Origin of the sequence: Collimonas arenae, assembly GCF_000786695.1 — a bacterium.
GTDB lineage: Bacteria > Pseudomonadota > Gammaproteobacteria > Burkholderiales > Burkholderiaceae_D > Collimonas > Collimonas arenae_A.
Map to the genome: position 1 here is coordinate 4,090,897 of NZ_CP009962.1, position 14,793 is coordinate 4,105,689.

At 58.6% G+C, this 14,793-nt stretch carries 8 protein-coding genes; 6 read left to right on the top strand and 2 right to left on the bottom strand.

Annotation, left to right across the window (positions count from 1 at the left end; all coding sequences use genetic code 11):
- Positions 1-117 precede the first annotated feature (117 nt).
- Positions 118-1,509: a GntP family permease gene (locus LT85_RS17880; protein WP_038491493.1), complete on the top strand. Its 1,392-nt coding sequence runs from the start codon at positions 118-120 to the stop codon at positions 1,507-1,509.
- A 508-nt stretch (positions 1,510-2,017) separates the two neighbouring features.
- Here LT85_RS17880 and LT85_RS17885 read toward each other — a convergent pair.
- Entirely contained in the window at positions 2,018-3,367 is a 1,350-nt protein-coding gene (locus LT85_RS17885) for an ATP-binding protein (protein ID WP_437177275.1), read from the bottom strand.
- 54 nt (positions 3,368-3,421) lie between these two features.
- Entirely contained in the window at positions 3,422-4,144 is a 723-nt protein-coding gene (locus LT85_RS17890; protein WP_172657000.1) for a response regulator, read from the bottom strand.
- A gap of 379 nt (positions 4,145-4,523) precedes the next feature.
- Here LT85_RS17890 and LT85_RS17895 point away from each other — a divergent pair, with 379 nt between their 5' ends.
- The 5 genes from LT85_RS17895 (at position 4,524) to LT85_RS17915 (ending at position 14,769) form a co-directional block, all read left to right on the top strand.
- Positions 4,524-5,030 (top strand): Spy/CpxP family protein refolding chaperone, encoded by a 507-nt coding sequence (locus LT85_RS17895; protein WP_038496695.1) that lies wholly within the window; start codon positions 4,524-4,526, stop codon positions 5,028-5,030.
- 350 nt (positions 5,031-5,380) lie between these two features.
- Entirely contained in the window at positions 5,381-6,817 is a 1,437-nt protein-coding gene (locus LT85_RS17900) for an MdtA/MuxA family multidrug efflux RND transporter periplasmic adaptor subunit (protein WP_038491502.1), read from the top strand.
- A gap of 17 nt (positions 6,818-6,834) precedes the next feature.
- Positions 6,835-9,987 carry an MdtB/MuxB family multidrug efflux RND transporter permease subunit gene (locus LT85_RS17905; RefSeq protein WP_038491505.1) on the top strand — a complete coding sequence of 1,051 codons (3,153 nt, stop codon included), beginning with the start codon at positions 6,835-6,837 and terminating at the stop codon, positions 9,985-9,987.
- A 7-nt stretch (positions 9,988-9,994) separates the two neighbouring features.
- Positions 9,995-13,216, top strand: a complete 3,222-nt coding sequence (locus LT85_RS17910; protein ID WP_038491508.1) for an efflux RND transporter permease subunit — start codon at positions 9,995-9,997, stop codon at positions 13,214-13,216.
- Positions 13,217-13,251: 35 nt separating this feature from the next.
- Positions 13,252-14,769, top strand: coding sequence for an efflux transporter outer membrane subunit (locus LT85_RS17915; RefSeq protein ID WP_253273568.1), 1,518 nt, complete (start codon positions 13,252-13,254; stop codon positions 14,767-14,769).
- Positions 14,770-14,793 lie beyond the last annotated feature (24 nt).

Genomic DNA, 14,793 nt, shown 5'->3' on the forward strand with positions numbered 1-14,793 from the left:
TCGTGCCTCACGTTACAATATTATCAATAACATGTTGCCGTTTTTTCATGACGCTATTCAGGGCTGGTTGACCTGACCCGGTAGAGCGGACCCGTTTCAATCCCAAGGAGATAGAGGATGAGTTTCATCGTTGTCATTCTGGCTTTGCTGTTCCTGATGTTTGTCGCCTATCGCGGCTACAGCGTCATTCTGTTTGCACCGGTAGCCGCGCTCGGCGCGGTGTTGCTGACCGACCCGAGCATGGTGGCGCCGATGTTCACCAGCGTCTTCATGGAAAAAATGGTCGGCTTTGTCAAACTCTACTTCCCCGTCTTTCTGCTGGGTGCGGTATTCGGCAAGGTGATCGAACTCTCCGGATTTTCCAAATCCATCGTCTCCAGCGTCATCAGGATCGTCGGCCGCCAGCGCGCGATGCTCTCGATCGTGATGGTGTGCGGATTATTGACTTACGGCGGCGTATCGCTGTTTGTCGTGGTGTTTGCGGTCTATCCGTTTGCAGCAGAGATGTTCCGCCAGGGAGGCATTCCGAAACGCCTGATCCCCGGCACGATCGCACTCGGCGCCTTCACCTTCACCATGGATTCACTGCCCGGCACGCCGCAGATCCAGAACATCATCCCCACCACTTTCTTTAACACCACCACTTGGGCAGCACCCTGGCTTGGCGTGACCGGTGCAGCCTTCATTCTGGTCACCGGCCTGCTCTATCTGGAATGGTGCCGCCGCAAGGCCGCCGCCAGCGGCGAGGGCTACGGCACCGAGTTGCTGAACGAACCTGAACCGGTCGCCGACGGCAAGTTGCCGCATCCTCTCATCGCCCTGCTGCCGCTGGTTCTGGTGGGCGTCATGAATAAATTATTCACCAGCTGGATCCCGACGTTCTACGGCTCCAGCCACGAAATGACGCTGGCCGGCGCGAGCAAACCGATCACCACCCAAGTCTCCGGCGTAGTAGCGATCTGGGCGGTGGAAGCTGCCCTGCTGATCGGTATTTTTTCAGTGCTGCTATTTGCATTCAACACCGTCAAGGCAAAATTTGCCGAAGGCAGCAAAGCGGCGGTCAGCGGCGCCTTGCTGGCATCGATGAACACCGCTTCGGAATATGGCTTCGGCGCCGTAATCGCCGGCTTACCAGGCTTCCTGGTCATCGCCAACGCTCTCAAGAGCATCCCCAACCCACTGGTCAACGAAGCCGTCACCGTCACCACTTTAGCCGGCGTCACCGGCTCCGCCTCCGGCGGCCTCAGCATTGCGTTAGCAGCGATGTCGCACACTTTCATAGAAAACGCCCAAGCAGCCGGCATCCCGATGGAAGTGCTACACCGTGTCGCCGCCATGGCCAGCGGCGGCATGGACACCCTGCCGCACAATGGTGCGGTGATTACCCTGCTGGCAGTAACCGGACTCTCGCATCGCCAATCCTACAAGGATATTTTTGTAGTGACAATGATCAAGACCGCCGCTGTGTTTGTCGTAATTGGCGCCTACTATCTGACAGGTATCGTATAGAAAAAGCACAGCAACGCAATTGAGGTCGTCCAGGCTTTTGAAGTTGCCGTTGCTTTTGAAGTTGCCGTTGCTTTTGAAGTTGCCGTTGCTTTTGAAGTTGCCGTTGCTTTTGAAGTTGCCGTTGCTTTTGAAGTGCCCCGCATTGAGAACTTGCCAAAAGAGGCGGGTGCCGGTCGGGAATTGTGAGACACATGTCTGAGCGCAGCGAGTTTGTGTCTCACCCGACTGGCACGCGCCTCTTTTGGGGACCTGACCGCAGGGAAGGCAAGGGCTTTGCGGTCGCCTTCTTTTTGGTTACTTTTCTTGCGCCCGGCCAGGGGGCGAAGCAAGAAAAAGTGACTAGCTGCCGGGCTACCCCCGGCTTGCATCCACGGAGTAGCAAATTCTTTATTTACTAACGCAAGCACTCTGTGGCCCGTTAAAAGGGGTCAGAGTAATTTTCGCAAAGAGCGCGAAAAAAAACTCCGACCCCATTTAACTCGTGCTTGCGATTGCCGGCTGCAAAAGGTCAGCTCAATGCCGGCAACCGCAAAGTAGCCTCCAACCCACCCGCAGGATGATTCCTCAACTGCAAACTAGCCCGATGATTCTCAGCGATATTGCGCGCAATCGTCAGCCCAAGTCCAGTCCCCCCCGTATCCCGCGAACGCGAAGTCTCCAGCCGGAAAAACGGATCAAACACCGTCTCCAGCAACTCCGCAGGAATTCCCACGCCGCCATCGCGAATCCGGATCACAATATCGCTACCCTCGCGCTCCAATTGCAAACGCGCATAGCGTCCATATTTCGTCGCATTATCAACTAGGTTGATCAGGCAACGCCGCAAAGCGTTAGGCTGCGCCACGATCGAAGCACGGGTGCGCCCTTCCAGCGTGACGTCCTGCCGCGCATCAGCCGCATCGGCGCAAACACTGTCCAGCAAGGAATCGATATCCAGCTTCTGCATCGGTTCCGCCGAATCCATGCTACGCGCCAGGTCCAGTCCTTCACGCACCATGCTTTGCATGACCGCCAGGTCTTCCAGCAGTTTATGCCGCAACTCACCATCGCCGACTTTTTCCAGACGCAGGCGCAATCTGGTCAACGGCGTTTGCAAATCATGAGTGATCGCGGCCAGCATATGGGTCCGATGCTGGATCTGCCGTTTGATGCGCGCTTGCATGGCGTTGAAGGCGGTGGCGGCCTGCCGCACTTCGGTCGGGCCGCTTTCATCCAGCGGCGGACGGTCAATGTCGCTGCCGAGTTCGCCGGCGGCATTTGCCAGCAACTGGATCGGCCGCGCCGTCATCTTCGCCACGATAAACGCCAGCACCGCGATCAACAGCATGAACATGGCAAAATACAGTGAAGGAAAAGGCATGCCGGGCGGTCTACCGCCAGGCGCGCCAGGCTCGCGCATGACGCGCAATTTGATCTTCAGGAGGGCGCCGTCTTTCAGGCTGACATATACCGCCTGGCATTCATCGAAATGCCTGGGATCGGGACCTCTGCGCTCACGCAGTTTGCAGTCCTTCTGCTTGGTGACTGTCACATAGCGATCATTGCCCAGCTTGGATTTGATCGCTGCCGCCAACGACGGATTGTCGTCGGCGGTTGGCGCTGCCTCCTGGACGAGATATGATTCTAGACCGAATTTCTCGCTGGTTTGCAGCACAATCGAGCGTGTATCAGGACCGACATTGTCGATCGAAATGACAGTCTGTTCGATGCGATCGGCAATTCGCGATTCGTACCACTCCTTGAAATTCTTGCGTCGCTCGCTATCCGCCAGCCAGCCTGTACTGCCGACCGCAACCAGAATCCCGGCCAGCAGAATCAGGAATACCCGGTTCGCAACCGAACCAAAAAAATTTCTCACGGACAGCATTCCTTTTCTACTGCACAGCCGGCGTCATTGAATAACGCTGTCGCATCATGACTCCACTGTCACCGCAGTAGCCAGCACGTAGCCTTCGTTTCGCACGGTCTTGATAATCACCGGCGTGCGGGCGTCGTCGCCCAGTTTCTGGCGCAGACGGCTGATCTGGATATCCACCGAACGGTCGAAAGGATCGGATTCACGGCCTTGCGTCAGCTCCAGCAGCTGATCGCGGTTCAGCACACGGTTCGGATGATCCAGGAACACCTTGAGAATGCGATATTCGGCGCCCGACAAGGCCACCACCAGGCCATCGCTGTTAACCAGATGACGCGCGATCAGATCCAGGGTCCAGTGACCAAACTGGATTTGCTGAGCCTCCGGCGACGCCATGTTCGGCGGCAAAGCCTGGGTGCGGCGCAACACGCTGCGGATGCGGGCGAACAGTTCACGCGGCTCGAACGGTTTCGATAAATAATCGTCGGCACCCATTTCCAGACCCAGAATGCGGTCCAGCGGCTCGCCGCGAGCGGTCAGCATGATCACCGGGATATTCGAGTCGGCGCGCAAGTTGCGGCACAGTGTCAGACCGTCTTCGCCCGGCAAGGTCAGATCCAGCACAACCAGGTCGACCCGGGTTTCCGACAGCACTTTGCGCATGTCGCTGCCGTTGGTCGCCATCAGGGTGCGGAAGCCGTTGGCATCCAGGTATTCGGCCAGCAAAGTCCGGATTTCGTGGTCGTCGTCGACCACCAATATATGAGCAGCGGTTTCCATATGCTTGATTATCCTAGGTGCTGCAGTGAGACCGGGGTACGGTCAATCCAAAAAACAAGGTGAAAAATAAGGCTGAAAAATAAAGCTATTTATGCCAGCAATAACAAACAATCACGAAGTATACAAAGCTAACTATATCTGATGTACGCCGGCAACGAGTATTTGTCGTTTTCAGGATTATGGCAAGCTGGCGCAAGAAATACGATAGTAATTTGTATATTGGCATATCTGCCATGGCCGTCGACACTTTGCGATACAAAGCAAACTTGATGCCATACACGTGGATACAAAGCCCCTCCTCTATGAAAAACCGGCGATACACCAGCGCGTTCCAATGCGAACTGTGCAGATGGCACTCACATTCATAGAAGGACTCATCATGTTCAAGCTTCGCAAACAACTACTGATCGGCGTGACTGCACTGAGCATTGCAGCCGTAGGCCTGACGGCCTACGCCCAGACGGATGGCGCAAAAAAGGGCCCGCCGACACCGGAACAACAAGCCAAATTTGCCGACCACATGGCAAAAATGCAGGCCAAATGGCATGACGACCTGAAGATCACCGCAGCGCAGGAGCCGGCCTGGCAGACCTTCATCGGTAAAATCAAGCCGGTCAAGCCAGCCGTACCGCCACAACGCCCAAGCAAGGAAGACTGGGCCAAGCTAACCGCCCCTGAACGTCTGGATCATCAAATGGAATTCTTGAAACGGGCAGAAACCCGCCTGGCTGAACATACTGCCGCAGTCAAGGAGTTCTATGCGGTGCTGACGCCGGTACAGCAAAAAGTCTTCGACGAGCACTTCAAACGCCTGGAACAGCATCGCTTCGGCCATCGCGGCTTTCACCGCGGCGGTCCTGATGGCGGCCCTGACGGCCGTCCGTAACGAAAACCCGGCGCCAGATCCATCCTGGCCCGACTTTTCCGGGCAAATGACGAAGCCCCGGCAGTTGTGCTGATTAAACTTTAGCAAGCCATAGCCAGCGCACTTTCGAGGTTTCATGATTTGCCTGGCGCCCTGCCTCAGGGCCCCATCCCAATTGCTGTCCACCACGCTTGCGGCTACACTGCCCAGCACGCACCTTTCATAAAATTGAAACAATTTCTAATAAATACACACGCCCGTAAAATTTACTCGCTAAACTCATGTAATTAAATTTCATAATCCGCCGAGCGCCAGTTCCGGCGGATATCAGCATTGCATCTGACCACACTCTGACTGACCTCCTGCCTGCGATGACTACTACACCGACTCCAAAAATCGACCAACCCAGCCAGCCGCAAAGCCGGCCCGTTCCACTCCCGAACAAGCATCAAGGCGGGTTCCAGCGCGGCTGGCTGTGGCTGATTGCAGTTGTTGTACTGGCGGCGGCCGCTTACCTGATCTGGGGCAGGAATCATCAGCCCGCAGATGCTGCGGGAGCAGCAAGCGGACAAGGATCAAAGGGCGGCGCAGGCGGCAAAGGCAGCAAGCGCGGTGCTTTCGCCGGCGCAGGCGGGCCGTTGCCGGTTGGGGTCGCGGTAGCCAAAACGGGCGATATCAATATCTATATCTCGGGCCTGGGCAGCGTCACTCCCGAAGCCACGGCGACAGTCAAAAGCCGGGTCAACGGACAGTTGATGAAATTGCACTTCAAAGAAGGACAGATCGTCAAGGAAGGCGCTTTGCTGGCGGAACTCGATCCGCGCCCTTACCAGGTAGCCGTGACGCAAGCCGAAGGTCAGCTGGCCAAAGACACTGCTCTGCTGAAGGCTGCTCAAATCGATTTGCAACGCTACCGCACATTGCTGGCGCAGGATTCCATCGCCAGCCAGCAGGTCGATACCCAGGCCGCGCTGGTCAAACAATATGAAGGTACCGTCAAGTCGGACCAGGGCTCACTCGACAGCGCCCGCCTGCAATTGACCTATTCGCGTATTACCGCCCCTATCAGCGGCCGCCTCGGCTTGCGCCAGGTCGATCTCGGCAATATAGTCCAGAGCAGCGACGCCAACGGCATCGTCGTGATCACCCAGCTGCAGCCGATTACCACCGTATTCAGCATCCCTGAAGATAATATTCCCGGCGTCATGAAGCAAATCCAGGCTGGCAAGAAGTTGCCAACCGACGTTTGGGACCGCGACCAGAAAAACAAGCTCGACAGCGGCAACTTGCTGACCATCGACAACCAGGTCGACAGCACTACCGGTACGGTGAAACTGAAGGCGGAAACTCCCAATGCCAATTACGCCTTGTTCCCGAGTCAATTTGTAAATGCCCGCATGCTGCTCGATACGCGCCACGATGCAATCGTGATCCCTAACGCGGCCATCCAGCGCGGCGCCAAGGGCACTTTCGTCTATGTGGTAAAACCGGACCACACCGTCGCCATCCGCCAGGTAACGGCTGGCCCGACCGAGGGTGAATCGACCGCCATCGAACAAGGCATCGCCACCGGCGAAACGGTCGTCGTCGACGGCATCGACAAACTGAAGGAAGGCGCAAAAGTGGAACCTGTGGCGCGCGGCGGCGCGGCGGCGACTACAAGCGCAGCAGCCTCGTCCGACGCCAGCAGCGCCAGCGCCCATCAAGGCGGCCACCGTCACCGCCAGGATTCCAGCGGCAGTACTGCCGCCGCCAGCGGAGCCCCAACTGCGCCGGCACCCGCCGCCAATAAAAGCGCCAGCCAATAACCGGTTGTAAAGAACGCATGAATCCTTCACGCCAGTTTATTCTCCGGCCGGTCGCCACATCCCTGTTGATGCTGGCGATTTTCCTGGCCGGTATCGTCGCCTACAAGCAGCTACCGCTTTCGGCGCTGCCGGAAGTCGACTATCCAACCATCCAGGTGGTAACGCTCTACCCTGGCGCCAGCCCGGACGTCATGACTTCGTCGGTGACGGCGCCGCTGGAGCGGCAATTCGGCCAGATGCCGGGCCTCAACCAGATGTCGTCGACCAGTTCGGGCGGCGCTTCGGTCATCACGCTGCAATTCAGCCTGGACCTGAGCCTCGATATCGCCGAACAGGAAGTCCAGGCCGCGATTAACGCCGGCAGTAACCTGTTGCCGGCCGATCTGCCGACGCCGCCGATCTATAACAAGGTCAATCCGGCCGATACGCCGATCCTGTCGCTGTCGATTACGTCCAAGACCCTGCCGCTGCCGAAGGTGCAGGATCTGATCGATACCCGTCTGGCGCAAAAAATTTCGCAAGTGCCGGGCGTCGGCCTGGTCAGTTTGTCCGGCGGCCAGCGGCCAGCTGTGCGGCTGCAACTGAATCCGCGCGCGATCGCCGCGCTTGGGATGAATCTTGACGATGTCCGTACCGCCATCGGCAACGCCAACGTCAATCAGGCCAAGGGCAGTTTCGACGGACCGTCGCGCGCCTCGACCATCGACGCCAACGACCAGCTACGTTCGGCCGACGAATACCGTAACCTGATCATCGCCTACAAGAGCGGCGCGCCGATCCGCATCTCGGATATCGCCGACGTAGTCGACGATGCGGAAAACGTGCGGCTGGCGGCCTGGGCCAACCAGTCGCCGGCAATCATCCTGAATATCCAGCGACAACCGGGCGCCAACGTCATCGGCGTGGTCGACAGCATCAAGAAGATCCTGCCGCAGCTGCAAGATACCCTGCCCGGCGCCATCGATGTCCAGATCCTGACCGACCGCACCACCACCATCCGCGCCTCGGTGTCGGACGTGCAATTCGAGCTGCTGCTGTCGATCGCCCTGGTGGTGATGGTGATCTTCCTGTTCCTGCGCAGCGTACCTGCCACCATCATCCCCAGCGTTGCGGTGCCGCTGTCGCTGATCGGTACTTTCGGCATCATGTACATGACCGGATTCTCGGTCAACAACCTGACGCTCATGGCGCTCACCATCGCCACCGGCTTCGTGGTCGACGATGCGATCGTGATGATCGAAAATATCTCGCGCTATATCGAAGAAGGCATGAAGCCCCTGCAGGCCGCCCTGAAAGGCGCTGAACAGATCGGCTTCACCATCATTTCTCTGACATTTTCGCTGATTGCGGTGTTGATTCCATTGCTGTTCATGGGTGACGTCGTGGGCCGCTTGTTCCGTGAATTCGCCATCACGCTGGCGGTAGCGATCTTGATCTCCGCCGTGATTTCGCTGACGCTGACACCGATGATGTGCGCCAAACTGCTGCATCATATCCCCGACGAAAAGCAGGGCTGGTTCTACCGCAAGAGTGGCGAATTTCTCGACCGCATCATTGCCCGCTACGGTGTAGCTCTGGAATGGGTGCTGCGGCATCAGTTCTCGACCCTGATCGTAGCCATCGGCACGCTGGTGCTGACCGCAGTGCTGTATATATTCATTCCGAAAGGCTTTTTCCCGGTACAAGATACCGGCGTCATCCAGGGCATCTCCGAAGCGGACCAGTCAGTGTCCTTTTCTGCCATGGCTACACGGCAGCAGGCGTTGGCGGCGGTGGTGCTGAAAGATCCCGCTGTCGAAAGCCTGTCTTCCTTCATCGGCGTCGACGGCACCAACGCCACTCTCAACAGCGGCCGCATGCTAATCAACCTGAAGCCGCGCGATGAGCGCAACATGAGCGCCAGCGACATTATCCGTCGCCTGCAGCCGGAGCTGGACCGCCAAGTCGGCGGCATCACCTTGTACATGCAGCCGGTGCAGGACTTGACGATTGAAGACAGCGTCAGCCGTACCCAATACCAGTTCAGCATCCAGGATTCCAATGCCGATGAACTGAGCATCTGGGTGCCCAAGCTGATCGATCGCTTGCGCCAGATTCCGGAACTGGCGGATATTGCCAGCAACCAGCAAGATCTTGGCCTGCAAGCCTATATCGCGATTGACCGCGATGCGGCGTCTCGCCTCGGCATCACCACTGCGGCAATCGACAATGCTTTATACAATGCCTTCGGCCAGCGTCTGATCTCCACCATCTATACCCAGTCGAACCAGTACCGGGTGGTGATGGAAGTCAAACCGGAATTCCAGAAAGGCCCGGCGGCGCTGAACAGCATTTACCTGGTCGCCGGCAATGGCAACCAGGTGCCGCTGTCGAGCATCGCCACCATTGAGGAGCGTACTTCGCCATTGGTGGTGAACCATATCGGCCAGTTCCCTGCCACCACGATTTCCTTCAACCTGGCGGCCGGCGCATCGCTCGGCAACGCGGTCAAGGCGATCCATGCGGCGGAACAGGATATCGGCCTGCCGGCCAGCATCCAGACCAGCTTCCAGGGCGCCGCGCTGGCGTTCCAGGCTTCGCTCAGCAATACCCTGCTGCTGATCCTGGCGGCGATCATCACCATGTACATCGTGCTCGGCGTGCTGTACGAAAGCTATATCCACCCGATCACCATCCTGTCGACCTTGCCGTCGGCCGGGGTCGGCGCCCTGCTGTCTCTGATGATCGCCGGTAGCGATCTTGGCATCATCGGCATTATCGGGATCATCCTGCTGATCGGTATCGTCAAGAAAAACGCCATCATGATGATCGACTTTGCGCTGGATGCCGAGCGCAACGAGGGCAAGAGCCCGCGTGACGCCATCTACCAGGCTTGCCTATTGCGTTTCCGCCCGATCCTGATGACCACCATGGCGGCCTTGCTGGGCGCGTTGCCTTTGATGCTGGGTAGCGGCGTCGGCTCCGAGCTGCGGCAGCCGCTGGGGATTACCATGGTCGGCGGTTTGCTGGTTTCGCAAGTGCTGACGCTGTTCACGACACCGGTCATCTATCTGGCGTTCGACAACCTGGCGCGCCGCGTGCGGGAACGCTTCGGCGACAAGGACGCCGATAGCGACGAGGGCGATGATAGCCAGCATGGCGACGCTAGCGCGGAGCCGGTTAAGCCGTGATGACAGCATGAATATATCGCGTCCCTTTATTGAACGGCCGATCGCCACGACGCTGCTGACCATCGGCGTGGCGCTGGCCGGCATGGTGGCATTCAGGCTGTTGCCGGTATCTCCCCTGCCGCAGGTCGATTTCCCGACCATCTCGATTTCTGCCGGCTTGCCCGGCGCCAGCCCGGAAACCATGGCCGCCACCGTTGCGACGCCGCTGGAGAGGGCGCTCGGATCGATTGCCGGGGTTACCGAAATGACCTCGTCGAGTTCGCTCAGTTCGACACGCATCACCATGCAGTTCGACCTCAGCCGCGACATCGACGGCGCCGCCCGTGACGTTCAGGCTGCACTCAACGCCGCGCGCAACCTGCTGCCGACAGGTTTGCCTAGCAATCCTTCCTATCGCAAGGTGAATCCGGCCGATGCGCCGATCATGATCCTGTCGCTGACCTCTGACAGCATGACGCAAGGCCAGATGTACGACGCCGCCGATACCATCCTGGCGCAAAAGCTGTCGCAGGTAACCGGCGTCGGCCAGGTCAGCGTCGGCGGCAGTTCGCAGCCGGCGGTGCGGGTCGAGTTGAATCCGACCGCGCTCAATAAATATGGCATCGGCAGCGCGGATGTGCGTACCGCGATTGCCGCAACCAACGCCAACCGCCCCAAAGGCGTGCTGGAAGACGGCGACAAGAACTGGCAAATCTACGCCAACGACCAGGCCAAGACTGCCGCCGAATACATGCCGCTGATCGTCGCCTACCGCAACGGCGCGGCCGTCAGAGTCAGCGATGTCGCCACGGTGATCGATTCGGTGGCCAATGTCCGTAACGCCGGTTCGGCCAACGGCAAGCCGTCCGTGCTGGTGATCCTGAATCGCCAGCCGGGGGCCAACATCATCGAAACCGTCGACGATGTGCGTGCCCTGCTGCCGCAGTTACGCGCCTCGATTCCAGCCGCCATCAATCTCGACGTCGTGCTGGACCGAACGCCTACCATTCGCGCATCCTTGCAGGATACCGAAAAGACGTTGCTGATGTCGATCGGGCTCGTGATCATGGTGGTGTTCCTGTTCCTGCGTAACGGCCGCGCCACCTTCATTCCCGCGGTGGCAGTGCCGGTATCCCTGATCGGCACTTTCGGCGTCATGTACCTGCTCGGCTACAGCCTCGACAACCTGTCCCTGATGGCGCTGACGATCGCCACCGGTTTCGTGGTGGACGATGCAATCGTGGTGCTGGAAAATGTCTCCCGCCATATTGAAGCCGGTAAAAAGCCGTTTGCCGCCGCCATGCTTGGTGCCCGGGAAGTCGGTTTTACGGTGCTATCGATGAGTATCTCGCTGATCGCGGTGTTCATTCCTATTCTCTTGATGGGTGGAATTGTGGGGCGCTTGTTCCGCGAATTTGCGGTCACCTTGTCGGTAGCGATCCTGGTCTCGCTGCTGGTGTCGCTGACCACCACGCCAATGATGTGCGCGCGCCTGCTGAAACATGAACCGCACCGCAAACAGGGACGGTTCTTCAATGCCACCGAACGCGCCTTCGACGCCATGCTCCGCGGTTATGAACGATCGCTGGCGTGGGCGCTGCGTTTTTCGCCACTGATGATGCTCATTTTGTTTGGCACCATCGTACTGAATATCTATCTTTACACAGTCATTCCCAAAGGATTTTTCCCACAGCAGGATACCGGCCTGGTGATAGGCGGCATCCAAGGCGACCAGTCGATTTCGTTCCAGTCGATGAAGGTCAAGTTGAATGAATTTGTCGATATCGTCCGCAAGGATCCAGATGTGCAGAGCGTGATCGCTTTCACCGGCGGCGGCCAGAGCAATCGCGGCAACATGTTCATCACGCTCAAGCCGCTGACGCAACGCAAGCTTACCGCCGACAAGGTCATCGCTCGCCTGCGCGGCAAACTCAGCCATGTGCCCGGCGCCAACCTGTTCATGCAATCGGTACAGGATATCCGGGTCGGCGGCCGTTCCAGCGACGCCCAGTACCAGTACACCTTGCAAGCCGACGACCTCAACGAATTGCGGACCTGGGAACCGAAAATTCGCGATGCCATGACCGCCTTGCCACAGCTGGCTGACGTCAATACCGACCAGCAAGACAAAGGCTTGCAAACCACGCTTACCATTGATCGTGAAACGGCGATCCGTAGCGGCGTCACACCGCAACTGATCGACTCCACCCTGAACGATTTGTTTGGCCAGCGCCAGGTATCGACCATCTACAGCGGCATGAACCAGTATCACGTAGTGATGGAAGCGGCGCCGCAGTACTGGCAAAGCTCGCAAATCCTGCATGACACTTACGTCAGCATCCCTGCCAGTACGGCCAATCTGTCGCCCACCACTTCGGCGCTGGGCACACCGCCGGCCCTGACCGCCGGCGGCAAGCTGGCTTCCAATTCCTCGCTGGCGCTGACTTTGTCGACCTCTGCCGAGCAGCAGATGCCGCTGGCGGCGTTTTCCAGCTTCCAGCCAACCAGCACCTCGCTTGCAGTCAATCACCAGAGCCAGTTCATCGCCTCTACCATTTCCTTCAATCTGCCGCCTGGCGTGTCGCTGTCTGAAGCAACGCTGGCGATCAACGACACAATGGCGCGGATCGGTGTCCCGACCTCGGTGCACGGCAGTTTCCAGGGTACCGCCAACGTATTCCAGTCATCTCTGAACAGCCAGCCGGTGCTGATCCTGACGGCGCTGCTGGCGGTGTATATCGTTCTCGGCGTCTTGTATGAAAGCTATGTCCATCCGATCACGATTATCTCGACCCTGCCTTCGGCCGGCGTCGGCGCCCTGCTGGCGCTACTGGCGACCGGCACCGATTTCAGCCTGATTGCCTTGATCGGTGTGATCCTGCTGATCGGTATCGTCAAAAAGAACGCCATCATGATGATCGACTTTGCGCTGCATGTAGAACGTGAACAGGGGTTATCGCCGCGCGATTCGATTTTCGAAGCCTGCAAACTGCGCTTCCGGCCGATCATGATGACCACCATGGCGGCCATGCTGGGTGCATTGCCGCTGGCGCTGGGCGCAGGCAACGGCGCCGAACTGCGGCGGCCGCTGGGTATCGCGATCGTCGGCGGCCTGATCATGAGCCAGTTGCTGACCTTGTACACGACCCCAGTGGTATATCTGTACATGGATCGCTTCCGCCTGTGGAGCAAAGATAAATGGGAGCGGCGCGGCGGCAGGCCGGCGCCGGACGTCGCTGAAGCGGTGTAAGCCAAAGACACGACAAGACAATCAATGGATCTGACATGAATCACTCGCATACCCACACGCACATGCAAGCACCCAAGCATAAAACCCTGTTGGCGGCGGCCGCCGCGGCGCTGTTGTTAAGCGCCTGCGCAGTCGGGCCGGACTATATCCGTCCGGCCACCGTTGCTCCGATCGCGTTCAAGGAAAACAAGGATTGGAAGACCGCCACGCCGAAAGACCAGGAACTGCATGGAAAATGGTGGGAAATCTATCAGGATCCGCAGCTCAACGCCTTGGTGGAACAGGTCAACATATCCAATCAGAACCTGGCGCAGTCGGAAGCCCAATTCCGCCAGGCGGCAGCCCTGGTCCAGTCGGCCAGAGCAGCTTACCTGCCGACGGTATCGGCCAGCGTTTCCGCCACCCGTTCAGGTGGCAGCCGCAACAGTGCCGGCAGTACAACAGGTAGCAGCAGCTCTGTAGGGAACAGTTTCTCGCTCGGCCCGAGCGTCAGTTGGGAACCCGATCTGTGGGGTCGCATCAGCCGTACTGTGGAAGCCAACCAGGCGTCGGCGCAAGCCAGCGCGGCCGATTTGCAAGTGGCCAGGCTCAGCGCCCAATCCACACTGGCGCAAGACTACCTGCAGCTACGGGTACTGGACTTGCAACAGACTTTGCTCAACGATACGGTGGAGGCCTATCAGAAATCGCTGCAACTTGCCCAGAACCAGTATGCGGTTGGCGTTGCCGCGCAATCCGATGTCATCCAGGCGCAAACCCAGCTCAAAGGTGCGCAGGCCCAAGCCTTGGACAACGGTGTGTTGCGAGCGCAACTGGAACACGCCATCGCGTTGCTGACCGGCCAGCCGGCCTCTACGTTCTCGATTACGCCAGCGCCGCTGATCGCAGTGCTACCGGATATCCCGGTCGGCGTGCCGTCGACGCTACTGGAACGGCGGCCAGATGTCAGTGCAGCCGAGCGCCAGGCAGCCGCAGCAAATGCTCAAATCGGCGTTGCCAAGGCAGCGTATTTTCCCAACCTGACCCTGGCAGCGTCCGGCGGCTTTCAAAGCAGCAGTTTCGCCAACTGGCTGACAGTACCCAACCGCATCTGGTCGCTCGGACCGACACTTGCGGCCACGCTGTTTGACGGCGGTGCGCGACGCGCTCAAAGCGATCAGGCGATTGCTGCCTACGACGCCAATGTCGCGGCATACAGGCAAGCGGTGCTGACCAGCTTTCAGGAAGTTGAAGATAACCTGGCGGCATTGCGGATTCTGGAGCAAGAGGCTGCTGTGCAAGGCGAGACTGTAAAATTCGCCCATCACGCCGCCGAACTGATCCTGAACCAGTACAAGGCTGGTACCGTCAGCTACAGCAATGTCGTGACAGCGCAGGCGACTGCGTTTAACGCAGACCTGTCGGCGTTGAATATTCAAAACCGGCGCTTTGCCGCCAGCGTACAGCTGATCAAGGCGCTCGGCGGCGGTTGGGACCAGGCTGAACTGCCTAACAACGCCACACTCAACGATCGCGATGCCAGCAGCGCTGCCAAGGCGACGGTAAAGCAGTAGACGGTGCAGCTCAGTCTATCAAAC

Excerpts from the sequence above, each read along its gene's own strand:
- LT85_RS17900 (WP_038491502.1), top strand. The coding sequence starts at position 5,381 with ATGACTACTACACCGACTCCAAAAATCGACCAACCCAGCCAGCCGCAA.
- LT85_RS17915 (WP_253273568.1), top strand. The coding sequence starts at position 13,252 with ATGAATCACTCGCATACCCACACGCACATGCAAGCACCCAAGCATAAA.
- LT85_RS17880 (WP_038491493.1), top strand. The coding sequence starts at position 118 with ATGAGTTTCATCGTTGTCATTCTGGCTTTGCTGTTCCTGATGTTTGTC.
- LT85_RS17895 (WP_038496695.1), top strand. The coding sequence starts at position 4,524 with ATGTTCAAGCTTCGCAAACAACTACTGATCGGCGTGACTGCACTGAGC.
- LT85_RS17890 (WP_172657000.1), bottom strand. The coding sequence starts at position 4,144 with ATGGAAACCGCTGCTCATATATTGGTGGTCGACGACGACCACGAAATC.
- LT85_RS17905 (WP_038491505.1), top strand. The coding sequence starts at position 6,835 with ATGAATCCTTCACGCCAGTTTATTCTCCGGCCGGTCGCCACATCCCTG.
- LT85_RS17910 (WP_038491508.1), top strand. The coding sequence starts at position 9,995 with ATGAATATATCGCGTCCCTTTATTGAACGGCCGATCGCCACGACGCTG.